This is a genomic window from Meridianimarinicoccus aquatilis, from assembly GCF_004358675.1.
In the GTDB taxonomy this organism is placed as follows: domain Bacteria; phylum Pseudomonadota; class Alphaproteobacteria; order Rhodobacterales; family Rhodobacteraceae; genus Meridianimarinicoccus; species Meridianimarinicoccus aquatilis.
This window is the reverse complement of record NZ_SMZO01000014.1, coordinates 1-21,014: the sequence shown is the minus strand read 5'-3', so window position 1 is coordinate 21,014 and position 21,014 is coordinate 1. Positions and strand designations below refer to the sequence as shown.

Below are 21,014 nucleotides of genomic sequence, written 5' to 3'. Positions count from 1 at the left end.
TCAGTTGCCAGCTTTGCCGATGCTGAAGAACATTGTCTCGCCAGAGTGATCGTCAACGCCGTCATTGTCAGTCGAGATCCAGATATCGCCCTCAGGGGTCACGGCCAGGCCTTCGACCTTGTCCAGAACATAGCCACCGGTTGCGGTCAGATCCCCGATCAAATCGCGCACTTCTTGCTTGGTCACGACGGGCAAGTCGCCACCCAGCGGTGCAGGCTTCATGTCGCTTGCCGGAACGCGGTAAACCTTTTTGGTTACTGCGCGTTGGCCAAGCTGGTTGTCACGTTCAACGATGTAGAAAAAGCCGTCGTGATAAGTGATTTCAGACAGCCCGACCCACCCCATCGCCGGTTCAGCCTTGGGGTAGTGCACTGCCCCCCATTGATTGCTGTCGATGTTGTAAGACACCAGTTTGACATGGTTCTTCGGGTCGTCGTTCCATTCGCGCTGAACAGCCATCCAAAGGGTGTCGTCAACCAAGGTGATGCCCTCAAAGCCGAACCGCTTTTCGACGGCCATCAACTCAGCCGGTAGCCCGATTTCTGCCTTAATCTCGCCATCTGCCCCGATGTGATAGATTGCATGCGGGATCACCCGGTCAGTGCGTCCTTCCGAGGCGACCCAAAAGCCGCCATTGCCGTCAAGCGTGATGCCTTCCATATCCAGTTTCTGCGCGGGTTGGCCTGAGCGGGTGACCCGGATCGCTTCGATGATCTGTGCCGGGGTCTGCGCCGGGTTGATCTTGAAGATCGTGGGCTGCATCGCATAAAAGCTGTCGTTCACGGCATAGATCATGCCATCTGCGTCAGCCACCATGCCGGAAATGGCGCCCCAGCCTGTCAACTCGTCCATGCCCGCGCTTGTCAGATGCGGATAGGTTGCTGGCGCATCTTGGTATTCGTAGAGCATCACATGCCCTCGGGCGCCGCCGTCCTCAAGCAGGTCTTCTTCGTTCGCTGTGGCCAACAGATTGCGGGATGGGATTGCGACGTACCCCTCTGGCCCAATACCTGAGGGAAGCAGTTGCCGCAGAACCGGAGCGGTGGGATCGGTCACATCATACACGCCGACGATGGACCCGCGTTCAGAGCCGACAAAGGCCATGGGTGTTCCATCAAAAGTGCCGAATGCGATGCCTTCGGGCTCTACACCTTTGTTGCCAGACCGGTTTTCCGGATAGTGACCGATTTGGATCATCGCCCGTTCTAATGCGGTGCCGTCTTCGTACATGACGTCACCGGTCTTGGAAAAGATCGTCCAGCCGCGTGATCCACCGTCCATGTCGCCTTCGTTGGCGATGAGGAAATGGTTGTCGTCGATCCATTTTACGGTGTCGGGTTCGCGAACGCGTGCTGTCTGGCTTTGGTCAAAGACCAGCGCGCCCTCTTCTTCGGTGTCGATACCCTCAAGATCGACGGCCCCAGCCGAGAAATGCGACAAGATCGTTCCATCCCGCGCAACCACCACAAGATGGTTGTTTTCCTGCATCGTGACGACGGTTTCACCAAGGGCATTGATATCCACGAATTCCGGCTCTGGATCTTCGGGGGACACGTCCGCCAGACCGGTCATTTCCACAATCTTGAGCGTGTCACACAGCGCTGTGTCATCGGCGAGGTCGATCATGACAAGGGAACCGGCAGGCATCTGGCCGGTGCGGCCGTCGCCTAGGTCTTCGTCACGCTCGTTTTCGATCGCGATCGCTGCGAAGCTGCCATCTGTAGCAACGGCAACGCTGTCAGGCTGGCCGCCCAGATCGCACGACGCAACTTGTGTTCGTGTGTCGATGTCGATGACCGCCAGATGGCCCGATGGGTTGGTGAAACTTTCCGACGTGTTCACCCCGGCATAGGCACGGCGCGCGAACACGGCGACAGAGGTCGGTTCGCCCCCCACATCAAGATTACCCAGCGGGGCGGGATTTTTCGGGTCGGTGATGTCAACAAAGCCCAAAACGCCCAGCGGGCTGTCGGTGTAGACAAGTGTGTTTCCGTCCGGTGTGACGTCGATGATTTCCGGGGCGGTTGCCCGGTCCGTATCTTCGCCTTCGGCCATGTTTTCAACGACGGGGAAAGATGCGATGCGGTTAAAATTCATCTCTTGCGCCGTGGCAGCCCCGGCCGTGAGCGCAAGCACAGAGGTAAAGCAGACAAGGTGGTTCATTCGAAACTCCTGATTGACGTCGGTCGTGTGCTGCGCCCGGTTCACGACAGACGTGTTTCGAAGCTGTGACAGTTTGGTGAAAATGTGACGACTTGCGCATTTGTTTCCAGCGGCGCAGCATCGCCGGACAGACAGGAAAGATGCGCATGACCCTAGATGACGCCTATGACAATAGCGGGCATATCCCTGACGCTGCTGCGTTTCTCGACCGTTGGGCGGATGATGCCGCTGATTGGCGCGGGGTCGAGGCCGCCATTGGCCGGGCGCGCCTGAACCTTCCATACGGCGGTGCGCCGCGCGAACGCTTTGACCTCTTTCTGCCCGCCGGTCGGCCTGAAGGGTTGGCCGTGTTTGTGCATGGCGGGTATTGGTTGCGGTTCGGCCGTGAGGATTGGTCACACCTTGCCCAAGGGTGTACCGCAGCAGGGTGGGCCTGTGCCCTGCCGTCCTACACGCTTGCGCCCGAGGCGCGTATCACCACGATGACGAAACAGATTGGGCAGGCCATAGCCGCAGCGGCGGAGCAGGTGCGTGGGCCCATTGCGCTTTCGGGTCATTCTGCTGGCGGCCATCTTGTAGCCCGAATGGCGATGACAGATGCCCCGATTTCGGAAGACGTGGCCGCGCGGGTGGTGCGCGTTGTGCCGATCTCGCCTTTGTCGGACCTGCGCCCGCTGTTGGAAACGACGATGAATAGCAAGCTGGGGCTTGATGCGTCAGAGGCAGCGTCAGAAAGCCCGGCTTTGGGCGATCTGCGGGACGGCGTTTCGGTCACCACATGGGTTGGCGGAGCAGAGCGACCCGCCTTTCTGGATCAAGCGCGTTGGCTTGGCGAGGCATGGCAGACCCCGGTTCGAATTGCACAAGGCAAGCATCATTTTGATGTCATCGATGCGCTCCGCGAGCCGGGAAGTGCCATGCTGCGCGATCTCTTGGGGGATAGCCCCGCCGCCTAGTTCTCAAACAGCGAATGCCAGCACGGCCGTGTGTCGCCGGGGGCCGGAGTAGCCGAATGGACAGCGCGTGCCACGGCGCGGGCAAGGCAGATCGCGGCGGCATGGCCCAACTGAAACGGAGTTTCCAACGGGTCCGGCAGCGCTTGCGCGCCTGTTGATGCGGCAAACACCAGATCGCCGTCCAGCAAGCTGTGGGAGGGCACCAGTGCGCGCGCCAAGCCATCGTGGGCAGCCACGGCCAAACGTTTTGACTGTGCCTGATTCAAGGCCGCATCTGTCGCCACGATTGCGATGGTTGTTGCCTCGCCGGGTTTGGCTTTCAAGGTCGGCAAGGATGGCGGCGGTGGGGAAAGGCAGGGGCCGCGTGCGCCAAACTCACCCTCCATCTCGAACGGTGCAGCCCAGAAATGTGGGCCGTTGCCAACCGTTGCCGAGCCGAGTGCGTTGACGGCAACCAGAGCCCCAATCGTTATTGACCCGACCTGCAAAGATGCGGACCCAATTCCGCCCTTTAGAGTGGCCGTCATTGCCCCGGTACCGGCACCGAAACTTCCCAAATCGAAAGTCCTGCCTGCGGCGTCAAATGCCGCCGCGCCAAGAGCGGTATACGGATTGTCGCCCCATGATTTGTTTCCGCCGTTCAGCAAATCGAACAGGATAGCGCCAGGCACGATCGGCACGCGCTGATCGCCAACAGCAAAACCGCGACCTCGCGCCCGAAGCGCCCCGCGTACCCCGTCTGCGGCGGCAAGACCAAAGGCCGACCCACCGGACAAGACCAACGCATCGACTTGCGTGACCAACTTGTCAGGCGCGAGCAAGTCTGTTTCGACACTTCCCGGCGCGCCGCCCATCACATGGACCGCTGCCGTAAAGGGCGCATCTGCCGTCAGAACGGTTGCGCCGGACTTGAGATCGGCGTCTGACGCATTGCCGACAAAGAGTCCGGGTACGTCAGTGATCAGGTTTCGCGGGCCAGGGCGCAAAGTCATAGTGCGGACCTTGGGGCGCTCTTGCTGCACGGTCAAGCCGCGCCGCACGTGAAGCCCCTTCCGCCGACGCGCGCGATGCCCTAGATCAGGACAATGGAGGCCCTGCATGGCGTTTCTTAGGCTTATGGTACTTGTTTTGATCCCGCTCACGGTCGTTTACCTGAGCGTACTGGCATATCTATGCCAGCGCCACCGCGAGCATTTGCTGGCGAATTATCAGCCGGGGGGAACTGAACGCGAACGTGACGCGTTTGTCACTGCGGGGGTTCGCGCCTATGCTGCGCGGATCCGGGGATGGTTGGCTTTGGCAGTGTTTGGGATTCCACTGACGGGGCTGGCGGCCCAAGTTTTTCTGACCAACACTATGTGAGGGCGCAATGGCCTACGTGAAATGGATTTTCTGGGCCTTGGTGGTCCTCGTTGTAGGCGGGTTCCTGCACTATACGCTGCCGCGGCATGAAACCTTGCGGCTTGTGGAAAGCGAAGTGCGCCGTGTGGAGCTTGCTGGCACCAACGGACTTTTTTGGGGCAGTGCCGAACCAGCAGATGCGACAACCGGAAGTCGCGATGTCAAATTCATCTCTGCTGTCGACGAGGGTAGCAAGCCTTTGGTCCTTCGTAATGAAGACACTGGTTGGGGATGGCCGCCATATTTCAAGTTCAACTCAAGTGACTTGCAAGCGCGTGCAGCTGATCTGATTTCGAACACAAGCAATCCGCAATGGGTGTCGGTCGAGTATTATGGCTGGCGCAGTCAGTTGTTCTCAATCTACCCCAACGCGCTGAAACTGACCGCGGTTGATAGCCCCAATGTGCGGGTCATCCCGTGGTTGAACATCATCATTCTGACAGTGCTTGTAGTGCTGGTGCTGGTTATCCGTGCGCTGATCAAGCGGTTCTGGCGCAACCGGGTAGATCCGGTCGTCGCGCGCGTGGCCGAAGGGTTTGACGATGCCGAGGATGCGGTTGGGGATGCCCAAACACGGTTCCGCGGTAAGCGGCAGAAGTTCCGTGAATGGTGGGTCGAGACGTTCGGCTAAGCGATCATCAAGCGATAAATCGCCGAAGGGACGGGGCTGACTGGCAAACTTGGGCTGCCACTGGCAACCTGCGTTTGTCGTCGCCTGGTGATGTCTTTGAAGGATTCGAAATGCGCGCATGGATTATCAGTGGTTTGACGGCGCTTGCCGTTGGCATGTGTCTGTCTGGGGCTGGTGCCAAGGCTGCACCCAAAGGGTGCCCGCCGGGCCTTGCCAAGAAAGCGGTGCCATGCGTGCCGCCCGGGCAGGTCAAGCAATCCCTGCGCGTGGGCGACAAGCTTCCCTCAGATGGCATCCTTCTGGACCAGCCAGATCGGTACGGGCTGCCACGGGTGGGCCAGAACGAAAGTTATTACCGCATTGGCGATACGGTATTCCGGGTCGACCGGGACACGCGCGAGATCTTGCAACTTCTTGAGGCGGTAGGCGCAGTTCTGAACTGACCGTCAACTGCGTAACGAAAAGGGCGGGCCGCGATGGGCGAGCCGCCCTTTTTTGCGTTGCATCTGCGTCGCGGTGTCAGCCCGGGGACATGCCGCGCAGACGTTCCGATCGGCGGCGCAGCAGTTCCAGCGTCGTCAAAAGCGCGATGGACAGGCACACGAGGATCGTCGCAACAGCCAAAATCGTGGGGCTTATCTGCTCTCGCAAGCCGATGAACATTTGCCACGGAAGTGTTTTCTGGCTGGCGGATCCAACAAACAGCACCACGACCACTTCGTCAAAGGACGTAATGAACGCGAACAGGCCGCCCGAGATAACGCCGGGCAGGATCAGTGGCATCTGAACCCGGAAGAATGTGGTCACCGGGTTCGCGCCCATGTTCGCAGCCGCACGGGTGAGCGAACGGTCAAAGCCCACGAGTGTTGCTGTCACGGTGATGATGACGAAGGGAATGCCAAGCGCAGCGTGGGCCAGAACAACGCCCAGATATGTGCCTTGAAGTCCAATCCGACTGTAAAAGAAATACATGCCAGCGGCGGAGATGATCAAAGGCACGATCATCGGCGAGATCAGGATCGCCATGATGACCTGACGGAACGGGACGTGCGGTTGGCTCAGACCGATGGCTGCCAGAGTGCCGAATGAAACGGACAGCAGCGTGGCAACCGGTGCGATGGTCAGCGAATTGCGCAGGGCAGCTTGCCAGTCATTGCTTTGGAAGAAGTCCTGATAGTGTTTGAGCGAGTACCCGTCCGGGTCAAGGCGCAGCATCTCGGGGGTGAAGGTGAAGAAGTTCTCGGCATTGAAACTGAGCGGCATGACCACGACGATCGGTGCGATCAAAAAGAAGAAGATCAATCCGCAGATGATCCGGAACGTATAGTGCCAAAGCACTTCCCGTGCGGTCAGATAGGGCGGCAGGCTTGCGCGATACTTGCCATCGGCGAGCCAAGCCGGGAACCAGCCGAAGAAGGCCCCGAATAAGGCCCCGATGATCAACCCCATGGGACCACTAAGCAAAAAGCCAACAGCCGCGAACACGGCGGCAATACCGAGCCTGACGGTCTTGCGCGGTAAATCCAGGGTCATAAGGCCATAAGCAAGCCCGGCCATCAAAGTTGCACCCAGAATGATGCCAAGCAGACCAGACCCTTGCGCGGTTCCGACGAACAGCCCGGCAAAGCCGCCGGCGGCTGCGCTGACCGGACCTACAAACGAATAGGGCTGCTTTTTCAGTGTGATTACAGTTGCCATGTTTCAGCCCCCCAATTTGACGTTGTCGATACCGACGATGCGGTCGTAGGCCCAATAGAGGATCAGAACCGCCCCCAGAAGGATTGTTCCAAGTGCCGCGGCAAGACCCCAATTTAGTGAACTGGAGATGTGATAAGCGATCCGGTTCGAGATGAAGGTACCGGATGTGCCGCCCACGATTTCAGGCGTAATGTAGTAGCCGATCGCAAGAATGAATACGAGGATCGAGCCCGCCCCGATCCCCGGCACCGATTGTGGGAAATACACTCGCCAGAAGGCTGTGAACGGGGTTGCCCCCAGTGATTTTGCGGCGCGCAGATAGGTCGGTGGGATCGTCTGCATCACGGAATACAGAGGCAATATCATGAACGGCAGCAGGATGTGCGTCATGGCCACAATCGTTCCGAACTGGTTGTTGATCATAATCAGTCGGTCGCCATCCCCCACGACGCCCAGCCAAACGAGGACGTCGTTGATGACCCCCTGTTGCTGCAACATCACCTTCCACGCGCTGGTCCGCACCAGAAGCGAGGTCCAGAAGGGCAACAGAACAAGGATCATCAACAAGTTTGCAGAGCGCATCGGCAGATTCGCAAGCAACCACGCAACCGGATAGCCGAGCAGAATACAGCTGATGGTAATAGCCATCGACATGAACAAAGTTCGCTTGAACAGCAGGCCATAGATCTGCTGATCCTCGGGTTGGCTGACCATCCCGTCGGGCCCAAGTTTCATATCCACTGCTGTCAGGAAATAGCCGGACGTGTAATTTGGCGCGTAGACTTTGATGGTCGCCCAGTTGTCCAGATTGGCCCACTCATCGTCAGACTCGATAAACAGTTCTTTCAGTGTCGCCGTTTCAAATTCAGGTACAGCAGCATGTGCGGCTTGCAAAGCGTCCGCCATGGGGCCGGAATAGGCCGCGATGTCAGCTTCAGAAGCGGCCATAAGATCGTTGTACAGCATCGTATCGACCAGCGTCCAAGGCTGGTCTTCATCGGCTGTCTCTTGCTCTTCGGTGCGCATGAACTCTGCGTACTGGGAATAGGCTTGCGCAGTTTGTGGCAGCAGGTCTGCAATGCCCGGCGCAAGACGGAAACGAGGGGCGGGGGTATCGCGTGGGTCGATCCTGTCTGCATCACGGTTGTCGCGCCACTCTGCTGCGTCTTCGAGATATCCAGGATGCGCCATCAGGGCGGCCCAATCGGCCTCTTCGTCCCAACGCTCGTCCAGGTCTTCGAACTGATCGAGATACAGTTCCCCAAAGTCGCCGACATTGCGGCCAACCCGCCGGAACATGGAGGACATGCCGGTTTGTTCATAATTCAATCGGCTGCCAAGGCGTGTGTGGTTCTTGTACTCGGCCGCGATGAAAAGGTCGTAATACAGCGCAGCGTACACGTCATCATCGGGAAGTGTTTCGCTGGTCGCGTCCCAATCGCCCAGTTCGGCAACCGTTCGTGGAAGCGTTTCTGAAACGATCTGGTTCTCGACGGATCTGAAAAGCATGTCGACGATGGGCGCGATGAACGTGACCATCACGAAAATCAAAAGCGGGGCGATCAACGCCAAGGCACGCAGCTTTTGCGCGCGCAATGCCTTGTTCAGGCTGGACTTTAGCGGTGATCCATCGGCGGCCAGAACTGGCCCTGTGGCGTCATCCGCGTGGGCGCCCGCATTTGTATTTGTCGCGTCGGCCATATCATCCCCGTTCGGTTCTTTTTGTTCGGTATGTCCCGTCAGGACGGTGAAAAGGGGCCAAGCGGCCCCTTTTCTCAGGTTTTGTTACTGTACCAGCCAGGACTGGAACTTCGCGTCGATATCGTCGCGGTAGTCAGCCCAGAACTCGTAGTTGTAGAGAAGCGTGTTCTTGGCGTTCTCGGGATCGGTTGGCATGTGCGGCGCCATGTCGATACCCAAATCGGCGTGTTGACCGACCAGCGGTGCAGAAGACAGGCGTGCAGGACCGTACGAGATGTACTGGGACTGATCCGCAAGACGCTGAGTGTCTGTCGCGAAGAAGACGAAGTCCTTGACGCGGGCCAGTTCTTCGTCGCTCAGACCTTCGGGAATGATCCAACCGTCAAGGTCGAACACCTGCATGTCCCACAGCATCCCAACGGGCTGCTCCTGGTCAACGATCACGCTGAACAAACGACCGTTATAGGTCGAGCCCATGACAACTTCGCCGTCTGCCAGAAGTTGCGGCGTGTCCGCGCCGGCAGACCACCAGATTACGTCGTCCTTGATGGTGTCGAGCTTGGCAAGGGCCTGATCCTGACCTTCGGCGGTTGCCAACACGTCATAGATTTCGTCCTTTGCGACGCCATCACAGTACAGCGCCCATTCCATGTTGTTGATAGGCCGCTTTTCCAGCGCGCGCTTGCCCGGATAGGCTTCAAGATCGAACACAGCGCAGACTTCGGTTGGTGGCGTGTCGCCGACCATGTCTGTGCGATAGCCAAATGTGGTCGAATACACGATCTGCGGGATAAAGCAGTCGGACACGATCAGATCACCGAAATCGTCTTCGGCTGATGTGCCATCTGCGCCTTCTGCCAGAAGGTCATCCGGGTCGTATTCCATTGCGAGACCTTCGTCACACAAGCGGATCGCGTCAGCGGCGACGACATCGACCAGATCCCAAGTGATGTTGCCGGCTTCGTTCATGGCGCGCAGCTTGGCAACGGCTTCGTTCGAAGATTCGTCCCAAGTGACGGTAACTTCCGGGTGCATTTCAACATACGGCTCTGAGTAAGCTTTCTGTTGGCTGCTCTGATACGCGCCGCCCCACGAAACGATTGTCATCTCGTTGGACATGTCCTGCGCGGTTGCTGGGCTCAGCGTGACAACAAGTGCCGTGCTCGCCAAAAGGGCAGTGGTGATCTTCATTTGTAATTTCCCCTGTTTTCCCGTGTCGTTCGTTCCGACGTGTTGGGCCACGGGTGCAACCGCGTCCGTCGGATCGCCATGCGGTCACGCAAACCAATCGCTGCGTGGCCGCGAGGCGTGTTCATGTGATCAGGCGTCGAGCGCGTGACAGTCTTCTGGAAGCCAGCCGATTTCGATCTGCTGACCAGGCTTCAGCCTGACCTGATCTGGGGCGTTCCGCGTTTTCACGACGAAATCGTCATTGCCAGCGACCCGCAACCGGGTGCGGAAAATATCGCCCATATAGATGAATTCAAGAACCTCTGCCTTGAGTGTGTGTGCATCTTCACTCAATCGCTCTTTGTTGTATTCCACCCGTTCGGGCCGGATGGACACTTTGGTCCGCTCGCCGGCCTTGGTCACGTTGACGGGCTTGCAGGTAATCAGTTCGCCGCCATCAAGTTCAACATGTGCGACGTTGCCCGAGATATCCTTGACCACACCTTCGAGCGTATTGTTCTCGCCTATGAACTGCGCGACGAAACTGTTCTCCGGGCTTTCATAGAGTTGGTCGGGCGGGGCCAGTTGTTGAATACGGCCATCGTCGAACACGGCCACGCGGTCTGACATTGTCAGTGCTTCGGTCTGATCGTGGGTCACATAGACGACCGTGATGCCAAGATTGTGGGCCAGACGCGTGATTTCGAACTGCAAGGTTTCGCGTAACTGTTTGTCGAGTGCGCCCAACGGTTCGTCCATCAAGACCAACTCGGGTTCAAACACCAGCGCGCGCGCCAGTGCGATCCGCTGTTGCTGACCGCCCGAAAGCTGGGCGGGGCGTCGGCCCCCAAAGGCCCCCATTTGCACCATGTCCAGCGCGCGGGTGATTTTTGCCTCGCGGTCCGATTTGCCCATTTTCCGCACTTCAAGCGGAAAGGACAGGTTTTCCGCGACCGTCATATGGGGGAAAAGGGCGTAGTTCTGGAACACCATGCCGATGCCGCGCTTGTGCGGCGGAATGTTGTTGATCGGATTGCCGTCCAACAGGATCTCGCCATGTGTTGCCGTTTCAAACCCGGCAAGCATCATCAGGCAAGTCGTTTTCCCGGACCCGGACGGCCCGAGCATTGTCAGAAACTCACCCTTCGGCATTGAAAGGTTCAAGTCTTTGACGACCAGAGTCTCGCCGTCATAGCTTTTCTGCACGCGCTCAAATTCTACGAACGCCGCTGTAGATTGGTCATTGGCCACGAAGGGCTCCCCGTTGCTATGCGTTTTGTTATTGCCCCAATGAAAACCGCTGAACTGGCGAGGCGCAACCGGTTAGCGACCATTTAGGGTCAAAAGCGCCCTTATTCAGGCAAATGTATACTAATTGCGCAATTGGCCCCGGATGTGCGCCCTATGGAACTGCCGCTAAAGATGCACCCGGGGCCGAATCGCCGCTAGACCGCGACGATGTTGTGTTCGGGGCCATAGGGAAAGCCGGTGATGTTCTCGGAACCGTCTTCGTTCACGATCAGAATGTCATGCTCGCGGTAACCGCCAGCGCCCGGTTGACCTTCGCGAATCCACAGCATGGGTTCCATTGAGACGACCATGCCCGGCTCTAGAACCGTATCCACATCTTCGCGCAATTCCAGACCAGCTTCGCGGCCGTAGTAATGGGACAGAACCCCAAAGGAGTGTCCAAATCCAAAGGACCGATAGTTTAGTAGCCCCATGTCGGCCAACGCGGTGTTTAACGCGTCGCAAATCCCGGCGCAGGTCATTCCGGGTTTGATCAACGACAAACCCAACTCGTGGATAGCCACGTTCGCTTCCCAGATCTTTAGGGATGCTGCGTCTGGCTCCCCCAAGAAAAGTGTACGTTCCAGCGCGGTGTAGTAGCCAGAGATCATCGGAAACGTGTTCAGGCTGAGGATATCACCGGCTTGCAGAGCCCGCGTGGTCACAGGGTTATGTGCGCCGTCCGTGTTTAGCCCCGATTGAAACCAAACCCAGTTGTCGCGCATTTCGCTGTCTGGGTGACTTCTGGCGATTTCTGCTTCCATTGCATCGCGGCCAGCCATGGCCACGTCGATTTCGCGGGTTCCAACGCGGATCGCGTCGCGGACGGCTTCGCCGCCGATATCTGCAATACGCGCGCCTTCGCGGATCAGCGCAATCTCAACATCGGATTTCCGCATGCGGATCGCCATGGTGCCATCTGCGATGTCCACTGTTTCCGGGGCGTTCAGAAAGTCGGCCAGCTTGGCGGATTGCAAAAGCGTCAGGTGGTCCCCTTCGATCCCCACACGTCTGGCACTGCCGACCAAATCGCGCACGGCACGCCAGTAATTGTCCCGCGCCCAGTCGGTATAGATGACATTTTCACCGATGGACCGGCGCCAAGGCTGACCGGCGTCAATATTGGCGCTGACGGTTGTGCACGCCTCTTGCGTGACTACGCAACCATAGGGCCGCCCGAAAGCGCAATACAAGAAGCCGCTGAAATACGCGATATTGTGCATGGAGGTGAGCAGAACAACGGGGATGTCCCGCTCTGCCATCAAAGCGCGCAGGGCGGCAAGGCGCCGTTCGTATTCGCTGCGCGGGAAGGGCAGGGGGGCTTTTTCCCCGTTGTGACAGGTGAAGGTGGCAAGGCGATTTTGCGTGTTCATCTTGGTGATGTCCCGAAACGTGCCGGGCAATGACGCCCGGTCAGGGCATCCCGGCGTGCAGGACGACATAGACCCGCGCTGTTGGCGCGGCACCACGACGCCATCGTGGATGCAAAACCGTTAGATTTGCCCGTCGCTATGGTCAAGCGTCTTGATTTGCCCCGGTCCAGTGCAGCGTGGCATCGCCCGCCTGAAGTGCACCTTTGGCCCGATCGAAGCGTAAATAAGCAATCCCGAAACCGCCCGATTGGGTGAACAACGTGCCAGCCGGTTTACCGTTCGCGGTGATTTCGGTTCCGCTGGGCGCGCTGCCTTCAACCGTGACGCGGGTTAGCCCTTTGCGCAGCTCGGTCTTGTGCTTCATCCGCGCCGTCACTTCTTGACCGACATAACATCCTTTGCGGAAATCGACACCGTTGAGCCTTTCAAAGCCAGCCTCAAGAATGAATGTTCCGTCTGGTAACAGTTCTGTCCCGGTCTCAGGGATCAGATGGGCGACCCGAAGGGCTTGCCAGTCGGCCGGATCTATCTCGCTGGTGACTGTTGTGCCGTATGACCGCCAGCCAAGCGCGGGGTGACGCGGATCTGAAACCGCACCTGCCGGGGCCTTGCCCAGCCCCCGAGATAGCACCAGCCCGGTTTTCTCAATGCCCACATCCGCCCGAAGCTTGTACATGGACAGCCGTTTGAAAAGCCCTGCTGCCAGCGGCTCGGCCACATCCAACAAAATCGCATCGTTCTCGGCCACGAGTATGAAGTCAGCAAGAAGCTTTCCCTGAGGTGTCAGCATCGCCGCGTACACGGCCCCATCCGCAAGCTTCGTCACGTCATTTGTGACCAGGCCTTGTAGAAAATGCACTCGGTCGGCGCCAGAGATGCGAAAAATGCTGCGAGAATGGGTCATTGCGGCTCCTGTCATGCGTCGGACTGATATAGGGCCGCGCAGGGCGCTTCGAAAGGGATCAGGCGCGCGATGCATCCCAGCTCGCGGTCAATGCCTCGTGATCATAGCGCGTGTTCAGCCAGTCTTCGAAAGGCATCGGAGTATCGGCCTGTTCCGCTTCGTACACATCGAACACGTGATCCAGCACGCCGGTGTCTGTTGTGGACAGATGCATATACTTCCAATGGAGTTGTTTGCGCGCTTCGGCGACAGGCCGGCCTTCGATCACGGCCAGATAAATGGCCGACGCGAACCCGGCCCGGTCAGCGCCCGATTTGCAGTGCAGTACAAAGGGCTTTTCCACGGAACGCATCAGGTCGATCAAGGTCAGGATATTTTCACGTGGGACCAGTTTGCGGGCACTGAGCGTGATATTATGCAAATGAAGGCCCAGCTTTGCGCAGGCCTCTTCTTCGAACAGGTACGGACTTTGCTGCACCGCGCCGCGCAAATTTATTACGCTGCGAATGCCCATACGTTTATAGCGTTTCAACCGTTTGGGTGAGGGCTGGTTCGACCGCCATACGTCTGGGGCGATTTCAAAAAGGTTCCACCAAACGACCCGCAAAAAGGCATGGTCCAGAAGCTGGAAATGCCACCACGCCCGGCGGCGGGCCTGTGCGCCGTCAATGCTGCGACCATACCGGTCACGTAGTCCATGTTCGATTGCGCGGAAGCGGGACTTGAGCGTCAAGGTGAGGACCATTCTTAGGACAAGATTTTGGTGATGTACCGCTCCCGACGGCAGCAATCAATGTGTGCAAGCAACGTTGACCGCTTGGCGTGGCTGATCTACCTCGCTTGGGCAGTATGATTTTCGAGGTCACGAGATGTCACTCGCCTATGGTCGCCCCTATCTTGCCATTCCCGGTCCGTCCGCGTTGCCGGATCGTGTGCTGCAAGCGATGCATCAGCCCGCCCCCAATATTTACGAAGGCGCGCTGCCAGAAATGGTAGAAACCATTTTCCCCGATCTGAAAACAGTCGCCCGCACTCGCGGCGAAGTGGCGATATATATCGCGAACGGTCACGGCGCATGGGAAGCGGCATTGGCCAACGTCCTGTCACGGGGCGACAAGGTCCTTGTTCTGTCCACTGGCCATTTTGCCAAAGGCTGGGGCAATGTCGCTGCTAACCTTGGGGCGCAAATCGAAGTGATGGAATTCGGGTTGCGCGGCCCGGTGGACCCGGTCCGTGTGGCCGAGCGGTTGCGCGAAGACACCGCGCACGACATCAAGGCGATTTTATGCGTTCAGGTCGATACCGCGACCAGCGTGCGCAACGATGTGCCCGCCATTCGGGCAGCGATTGATGAGGCGGGTCATCCTGCGCTTTTCTTGCTGGATTGTATCGCCTGCCTTGCCTGTGATGATCTTCGGATGGATGATTGGGGCGTCGATGTTATGGTTGCAGGCAGTCAGAAGGGTCTGATGACCCCGCCTGGACTTGGCTTTGTCTATTTCAATGAAAAAGCCTCCCAAGCGCGTGCAAAGGCCGATTGCGTCACGGCATACTGGGATTGGCTGCCGCGGACACAGGCGGATATTTTCTATCAATACTTCTTCGGTACGGCGCCGACGCATCACCTGTTTGGCTTGCGCGAGGCGCTGAACATGCTGGTCCATGAGGAAGGTATTGATGCGGCGCTTGCACGCCATGGGGTATTGGCCCGCGCGGTCTGGGCGGCTTTCGATGGCTGGGCGACCGAGGGCGGGGTTTCGCTGAATATCGTTGATCCGGCGTATCGAAGCCATGCAGTCACCGCCCTTCGGTGCGCAGCACCGCATGGGGCGCAGTTGCGATCGTGGATGGAGCAAGAGGCGGGCGTGACCTTGGGCATCGGGCTTGGCATGGCCGCGCCCGGCAGTCCCGAGGCTGCTGGATTTTTCCGTATCGGGCACATGGGCCACGTGAACCCGCACATGGTTCTGGGTGTTTTGACGTCGCTTCAGGCTGGGATGGACGCGCTTGATGTCCCCTATGCACCGGGCGGACTTGATGCAGCGGCTCGCGTTGTCGCAGACGCGACGCGCCGCTCGAAAGAAGTAAGCGCCTAGAAGGCTGTCAGTGCCTTTGGCGTGTCGTAAAGCGCAACAGCGCCCTATCTGCGACCCACGCAACTGCCAGCGCTGCAAACAACCCATACATCGCCCAGAGCGCAAACAGGGTACAGAACACCAGCCCGCAGGCGGTAACAAGGAATGCGTTGGTATAATCTTCGACCGGTTGACCGTGACCGGGAAGGGGCGCGCGACTGTCTTGCGGGTCAAACATGGGCAAACTCCGTGACTGTGCCCATATTGGGGCGCGGTCCCGGCGCTGCGTCAAGTCACATCGGCGTTGCCTAATTCTCTGAGCGTCTCTGAAAGCGCGGTGGCGAACAGCGCGTGATCATCGGCACGTCCGCAACTGACCCGGATGCAGCGGTCCAGCGGGGCCACGCCGGGCATGCGGGCAAAAATGCCGCGCGCCAGTAGCCCGGACAAGACCGCGCGGGCAAAGGCCCCATCGCGCCCACAATCGATTGTCACGAAGTTGGTCGCGGATGGTAGCGCGGCCAGCCCATTTTCCGATGCGATTGCAGAGAGTTCCGTGCGCGCCGTCGCGACTTTTGCCTTCACTTGGCGCAACCATTCCACGTCTTGAACGGCTGCCAGTGCGGCGGATTGCGCAAGCCTGCCGACCCCGAAATGATCGCGGATCGTGTCGAACATGCGGATCGTCGTCGCCGCGCCGATGGCATAGCCAACCCGCAGCCCTGCAAGACCATGCGCCTTGGAAAAGGTTCGGAAACGCAGAATGCGAGGATCGCCCATGTCGAAAAGTGGGGCCGCGCCCGCAGGGGCCAGATCGATATATGCCTCGTCCAGCGCCAAAACGCAGTCATCTGGCAGATCTTTGATCATGTCTTGAATGGTGGCGGCACTGTGCCAGCTGCCCATCGGGTTGTCTGGGTTGGCGATATAGACAATTTTTGCGCGTGTTTCTCGTGCCTTGGCCACTAGGGCTTTGGGGTCTTCATGGTCGCCTGAATAAGGAACGGTGTGCAGGGTCCCGCCATTGGCCGCGACGTGATATGCGAAGGTCGGGTAAGCCCCGGCCGAGGTTACGACCGGATCGCCGGGGGCGACCAGAAGGCGGATCACAGTGCCCAGCAGGCCGTCGATTCCAGAGCCGACGACGATGTTATCGATCGCCAGATTGTGGTGCTTTGCCAATGCGTTGCGCAGGTCAAACGCCTCGGCGTCACCATACATCCAGACATCAGGCCCTGCCGCGGCAATCGCGTCAATCACACGGGGCGAGGGGCCATAGACGCTTTCATTGGCGCCGAGGCGGGTCGCGAAGGGTTTCCCGGCGCTGCGCTGCATCGCTTCGGGGCCGATGAAGGGCACCGTCGCGGGCAGGTTCGCCACGGTCTGCGTGTATCGTGGGGCACGTGTCATACCCCTTGCCTATCGCGGAAAACGCTTTGCAGGCAAGGGGTTTGACAGCTTCAGGCGAGGGCGGCCAAGCGGGCCAGAGCTGCACGCAGCTTGGCGTCTTCGTCTTCTTTGGTGGCGAGCAGATCGCGGGTTTCGGTGATCACGTCATCGGGGGCGGAGGCCACGAATTTGGGGTTGTTCAACCGGCCGCGAAGACCGCCCATATCCTTGGCCAATTTGCCCAGCGTCTTTTCCAGTCGCGCTTGTTCTTCGGCCACATCAATCACGTCTGCCAGCGGAAGTGCGAAGGTGCCGCCCTCGACCGGAATGGTCACGGCACCCTTGGGCAACTCGTTGATTATGCTGACTGATTCAATGCGGGCAAGGCGCTGGATCAGGGTTGCGTTTCGGTCCCACGCGGCTTGACCAGCGGCGTCTAGATCAAGTTGCAGCAGGGGCAGCTTGGCCCCGGCAGGCACGTGCATCTGGGCGCGCAGGGACCGGATCGAGTCGATCAAGGCGATCACCCATCCCATTTCGCCATCTGCTGTTTTGTCAGCAATTTCAGAGGCTTCATAGGTCGGCCAGTCGGCATGGATCAGCATTTCGTCGCGCTGGGCGGCGGTCAAGGCCCACAACTCTTCGGTGATGAAGGGCATGAACGGATGGGCGAGGATCATGCACTGATCCAGCACCCACGCCATTGTGCGCCGAGTTTCCGCAACGATTGCAGGGTCTTCGCTGGAAAAGAGCGGCTTGGCAAATTCCACATACCAGTCGCAAACCGTGCCCCAGACATAGGAATACAGTGTCGCGGAGGCGTCATTAAACCGGTAGGCGGCGAGCGCGTCGTCAATTTCGGCGCGGGCGCGGGCGGTTTCCCCGACGATCCATTTATTGGCCGTTTGGGTGATGTCGGATTGCTGTAGGAGTCCTGTAGGAATCCCGTCGGAGTCCCGCGCTTCGAACACGCCGTTCATTTCAGCAAAGCGCACGGCGTTCCACAGCTTGGTTCCGAAGTTGCGGTAGCCTGCGATGCGGTCCTTCGACAGCTTCAGATCGCGCCCCATGGCGGCCATGGACGACAGGGTAAAGCGCACCGCGTCGCAGCCGTATTCGTCGATCAAGTCGAGCGGGTCGAGCACGTTGCCCAAGCTTTTGGACATCTTCTTGCCCTTCTCGTCGCGGACGAGCGCGTGGACATAGACGGTGCTGAACGGCTTTTGCCCGACGACGGCGTATTGCATCATCATCATCCGGGCGACCCAGAAGAAGATGATGTCAAAGCCGGTGACCAGAACGGAGGTCGGGAAATACTTCTCAAGCTCTGCTGTCTGTTCGGGCCAGCCGAGCGTGCCGATGGGCCAAAGGCCGGACGAGAACCACGTGTCGAGCACGTCGGGGTCGCGCCAGACGGGGTAGATCAGATGTGTCGGGTCTTGGCTGAGATTGTAATCGGCCATGGCCGCGGCGAGCGCTTCGATAGCTGCGTTCTTGTCCGCGACTTCGACGATTTGGGCCGCATGGAGCGGCGCAGGCAGTGCGGCCAGATCGGCCCGGAAGCGTGCAGTGATGTCGTCGATATGTTCGCCGCAATGATGCGTCGGATCGGCATGGTTGAACGCGCCTTCGCGGAGCAGGCGGAAGATTTCCACCTCGTCCAGGGCATTGCCACCTTCATCGTCGCGGAAGCCGGTTGGCCAGATGTCGAGCCCGTACCAGACGGGAATCTGGTGGCCCCACCAAAGCTGGCGCGAGATGCACCACGGTTCGATGTTTTCCAGCCAGTGGAAATACACCTTGGCGTCGCGTTCGGGCAGGATTTGCGTATCGCCATTGCGCACGGCATCGATCGCGGGTTGCACGATCTTGGAGGTTTCCACGAACCATTGGTCGGTGAGCATGGGTTCAATCACGACCTTGGACCGGTCGCCAAAGGGCTGCATGATCATCTTGGGTTCGACCAGCGGCACAAGGGTTTCGCCTTGGTCCTCGTCGTTTTCCTGGGCGGCTTTGACGGCTTTCTTGCCAAGGCGCGCATCGGTGGGCGGCACCATGACGGCCAGCCCTTCGGCGGTGATCTCGGCGATGACCTTTTCGCGCGCTTCAAACCGGTCGAGCCCGCGCAGATGGTCGGGCACAAGGTTGATCGCATCGACTTCGGTTTCAGACGCAGTGTTGCCTTGGGCGAGGGATTGCGCCTGTGCCGCGCAGGTTCCGTAATCGGCGCCATCGGCCCGCATGTGGCCCTTGGTATCCATCAGGCGGTACATCGGTATGCCGCCACGCTTGGCGACTTGGTAGTCGTTGAAGTCATGCGCGCCGGTGATCTTGACCGCGCCCGACCCGAATGTCGGATCGGGGTATTCATCGGTGATGATCGGGATCAGGCGGCGGTGTTCCTTGGGGCCGACCGGGATTTCGCACATCTTGCCAACGATGGGCGCATAGCGCGTGTCGGATGTGTGCACCGCAACCGCGCCGTCGCCCAGCATGGTTTCGGGGCGCGTCGTCGCGATGGAAATGTAATCGCGTGTCTCACGCAGTGTGACGTTTCCGTCTTCGTCGTTTTCGACGTATTCATAGGTTTCGCCGCCCGCGAGCGGGTATTTGAAGTGCCACATATGGCCCGGCGTTTCGATGTTTTCGACTTCGAGGTCAGAGATTGCCGTTTCAAAATGCGGGTCCCAGTTGACCAGCCGTTTGCCGCGATAGATCAGGCCTTTGTCGTACATATCGACGAAGACCTTGATCACGGCATCGTGGAAGTTGGGGCCGTTGCCTGCTTCGGGGTCGCCCTTTGCGCCGCCCATGGTGAAGGCTTCGCGGGACCAGTCGCAGGACGCGCCGAGGCGCTTGAGCTGACCGATTATGGTGCCGCGCGAGTTTTGCTTTTGTTGCCAGACGCGGTCCAGAAACGCGTCGCGGCCCATTTCGCGGCGGGAGGGTTCGCCCTTGGCCGCCATATCGCGTTCGGTGACCATTTGCGTGGCGATGCCCGCGTGATCGGTGCCGGGCTGCCAAAGGGTGTCGTGGCCGCGCATACGGTGCCAGCGCACGAGGATGTCTTGCAGCGTGTTGTTGAAGGCATGGCCCATATGCAGCGAGCCGGTCACGTTGGGCGGCGGGATCACGATAGAGAACGCCTCGGTCTTGCCGTCCGGCCCCGGTTTGGCATTTGCGCCGGCCTTGAAGGCCCCGGCGGTTTCCCAAGCCTCGTAAAGCCGGGCTTCGGCTTCGGCGGCGTTAAAGGTCTTGTCCATTGCCATTGTTCGCGTCCTCGATGGGTCATCGTCTTTGGGGCGGACATATCGAAAGGCGCGGGCAAGGCCAAGGGCGCGCGGCTAATGGCGCAGGTGTGACAAGATATGCGGCCCTTGTTAACCGGCCAGCGGCTAGGTTGGGCGCAGGGAGGGCGTCATGCGCGATCTGGTTGTGATTCTTGATGGAACGTTGGGGCGTTTGTTGCCCGAGCATATGACCCATGCCGGGCGGATTGCGCGGTTGCTGGACAAGGGGCATGACGGACGGCGGGCCGAAGTGTTCTATGAAGAGGGTGGCCAGTGGCAGGGCTGGCGCGACATGGGGCCGGTGATCACCGGGCGGGGGATCAATCGGCAGATCCGGCGCGCCTATGGCTTTTTGGCGGCGCGGTATCGGCCCGGTGACCGGGTGTTTCTGATCGGGTACTCACGCGGGGCCTATGCGGTGCGGTCACTGGCCGGGCTGATCGACCGGATTGGGCTGCTGAAGGCGCGCTGTGCGACGGCGCCGATGATTGAACAGCTCTACCGTTTGTACATGGAAGACCCGCACGGCCCCCATGCAAAGGCATTTGCCGCGCGGTTCTGTGTGCCAGAGGCCGAGATAACTGCCGTGGGGGTGTTTGACACGGTCAAGGCGTTGGGGGTGCGTTTGCCGGTTTTGGCGGGACTCACAGAGCGCGCCCATGCGTTTCATTCCCATCATCTGGGCGCGCGGGTGCGGCACGGATTTCATGCGCTGGCGTTGGATGAGACGCGGGTCGCGTTCACGCCGGTGCTGTGGGATTGTCCGCCGGGATGGACCGGACATGTCGAGCAGGTGTGGTTTCGCGGCACCCATTCTGATGTGGGCGGCCAGCTGGCCGGGCGCGAAGCGGCGCGTCCGCTGGCCAATATTCCTCTGGTCTGGATGCTGTGCCAGCTAGAAGGGTGCGGCTTGCCCTTGCCGCCGGGATGGCGCGCCGGATTTCCGCGCGATGCGAATGCGCCGGGATCGGGG

The 21,014-nt window shown here is 59.4% G+C and carries 18 protein-coding genes; 6 read left to right on the top strand and 12 right to left on the bottom strand.

The genetic code is table 11. The features are described from left to right. A complete protein-coding gene (locus E2L05_RS08075) occupies window positions 1-2,163 on the bottom strand; it encodes an esterase-like activity of phytase family protein (RefSeq protein WP_133342412.1) in 2,163 nt (720 codons plus the stop codon). Between the two features lie 146 nt (window positions 2,164-2,309). On the opposite strand from E2L05_RS08075, the gene E2L05_RS08070 reads away from it, so the two are divergent. Continuing rightward, window positions 2,310-3,119: an alpha/beta hydrolase gene (locus E2L05_RS08070; protein WP_133342411.1), complete on the top strand. Its 810-nt coding sequence runs from the start codon at window positions 2,310-2,312 to the stop codon at window positions 3,117-3,119. On the opposite strand, the gene E2L05_RS08065 is transcribed toward E2L05_RS08070, so the two are convergent. Further along, window positions 3,116-4,111 (bottom strand): P1 family peptidase, encoded by a 996-nt coding sequence (locus E2L05_RS08065; protein ID WP_394346541.1) that lies wholly within the window; start codon window positions 4,109-4,111, stop codon window positions 3,116-3,118. The two genes, E2L05_RS08070 and E2L05_RS08065, sit on opposite strands and share 4 nt — an antisense overlap. 106 nt (window positions 4,112-4,217) lie before the next feature. Here E2L05_RS08065 and E2L05_RS08060 point away from each other — a divergent pair, with 106 nt between their 5' ends. The 3 genes from E2L05_RS08060 (at window position 4,218) to E2L05_RS08050 (ending at window position 5,594) form a co-directional block, all read left to right on the top strand. Continuing rightward, window positions 4,218-4,481, top strand: coding sequence for a hypothetical protein (locus E2L05_RS08060; RefSeq protein WP_133342410.1), 264 nt, complete (start codon window positions 4,218-4,220; stop codon window positions 4,479-4,481). A 7-nt stretch (window positions 4,482-4,488) separates the two neighbouring features. Next, window positions 4,489-5,151, top strand: a complete 663-nt coding sequence (locus tag E2L05_RS08055; protein WP_133342409.1) for a DUF1523 family protein — start codon at window positions 4,489-4,491, stop codon at window positions 5,149-5,151. A gap of 110 nt (window positions 5,152-5,261) precedes the next feature. Beyond that, the gene (locus E2L05_RS08050) at window positions 5,262-5,594 is read left to right on the top strand and encodes a DUF1236 domain-containing protein (protein ID WP_243721912.1); all 333 of its coding nucleotides are present in this window, start codon (window positions 5,262-5,264) and stop codon (window positions 5,592-5,594) included. A gap of 76 nt (window positions 5,595-5,670) precedes the next feature. Here E2L05_RS08050 and E2L05_RS08045 read toward each other — a convergent pair whose 3' ends face one another. The 7 genes from E2L05_RS08045 to E2L05_RS08015 form a co-directional block, all read right to left on the bottom strand. Then, window positions 5,671-6,849: an ABC transporter permease gene (locus tag E2L05_RS08045; protein WP_133342408.1), complete on the bottom strand. Its 1,179-nt coding sequence runs from the start codon at window positions 6,847-6,849 to the stop codon at window positions 5,671-5,673. 3 nt (window positions 6,850-6,852) lie between these two features. After that, a complete protein-coding gene (locus E2L05_RS08040) occupies window positions 6,853-8,550 on the bottom strand; it encodes an ABC transporter permease (protein WP_133342407.1) in 1,698 nt (565 codons plus the stop codon). Between the two features lie 84 nt (window positions 8,551-8,634). Continuing rightward, on the bottom strand, window positions 8,635-9,741 hold the full coding sequence (locus E2L05_RS08035) for an extracellular solute-binding protein (RefSeq protein ID WP_133342406.1): 1,107 nt from the start codon (window positions 9,739-9,741) through the stop codon (window positions 8,635-8,637). A gap of 129 nt (window positions 9,742-9,870) precedes the next feature. Further along, entirely contained in the window at window positions 9,871-10,971 is a 1,101-nt protein-coding gene (locus E2L05_RS08030; RefSeq protein WP_133342405.1) for an ABC transporter ATP-binding protein, read from the bottom strand. A gap of 194 nt (window positions 10,972-11,165) precedes the next feature. Next, window positions 11,166-12,383: an aminopeptidase P family protein gene (locus tag E2L05_RS08025; RefSeq protein ID WP_133342471.1), complete on the bottom strand. Its 1,218-nt coding sequence runs from the start codon at window positions 12,381-12,383 to the stop codon at window positions 11,166-11,168. A gap of 142 nt (window positions 12,384-12,525) precedes the next feature. Then, entirely contained in the window at window positions 12,526-13,287 is a 762-nt protein-coding gene (gene ygfZ / locus E2L05_RS08020) for a CAF17-like 4Fe-4S cluster assembly/insertion protein YgfZ (protein WP_133342404.1), read from the bottom strand. A 58-nt stretch (window positions 13,288-13,345) separates the two neighbouring features. Next, the gene (locus E2L05_RS08015) at window positions 13,346-14,020 is read right to left on the bottom strand and encodes a phosphatase domain-containing protein (protein ID WP_165971710.1); all 675 of its coding nucleotides are present in this window, start codon (window positions 14,018-14,020) and stop codon (window positions 13,346-13,348) included. A 136-nt stretch (window positions 14,021-14,156) separates the two neighbouring features. Here E2L05_RS08015 and E2L05_RS08010 point away from each other — a divergent pair, with 136 nt between their 5' ends. Next, window positions 14,157-15,383 carry a pyridoxal-phosphate-dependent aminotransferase family protein gene (locus E2L05_RS08010; protein WP_133342402.1) on the top strand — a complete coding sequence of 409 codons (1,227 nt, stop codon included), beginning with the start codon at window positions 14,157-14,159 and terminating at the stop codon, window positions 15,381-15,383. Between the two features lie 7 nt (window positions 15,384-15,390). On the opposite strand, the gene E2L05_RS08005 is transcribed toward E2L05_RS08010, so the two are convergent. From E2L05_RS08005 to E2L05_RS07995, 3 genes are read right to left on the bottom strand one after another with little or no spacing between them, the layout of a single operon-like run. Next, complete coding sequence (locus E2L05_RS08005; protein ID WP_133342401.1) at window positions 15,391-15,600, bottom strand: hypothetical protein; 210 nt, start codon at window positions 15,598-15,600, stop codon at window positions 15,391-15,393. A gap of 50 nt (window positions 15,601-15,650) precedes the next feature. Next, window positions 15,651-16,772, bottom strand: coding sequence for a pyridoxal phosphate-dependent aminotransferase (locus E2L05_RS08000; RefSeq protein WP_133342400.1), 1,122 nt, complete (start codon window positions 16,770-16,772; stop codon window positions 15,651-15,653). A 50-nt stretch (window positions 16,773-16,822) separates the two neighbouring features. Beyond that, on the bottom strand, window positions 16,823-20,020 hold the full coding sequence (locus tag E2L05_RS07995; RefSeq protein ID WP_133342399.1) for a valine--tRNA ligase: 3,198 nt from the start codon (window positions 20,018-20,020) through the stop codon (window positions 16,823-16,825). Between the two features lie 151 nt (window positions 20,021-20,171). Between E2L05_RS07995 and E2L05_RS07990 the strand changes: the two genes are divergently transcribed. After that, the coding region (locus E2L05_RS07990; protein WP_133342398.1) for a DUF2235 domain-containing protein at window positions 20,172-21,014 on the top strand (843 nt) is incomplete at its 3' end.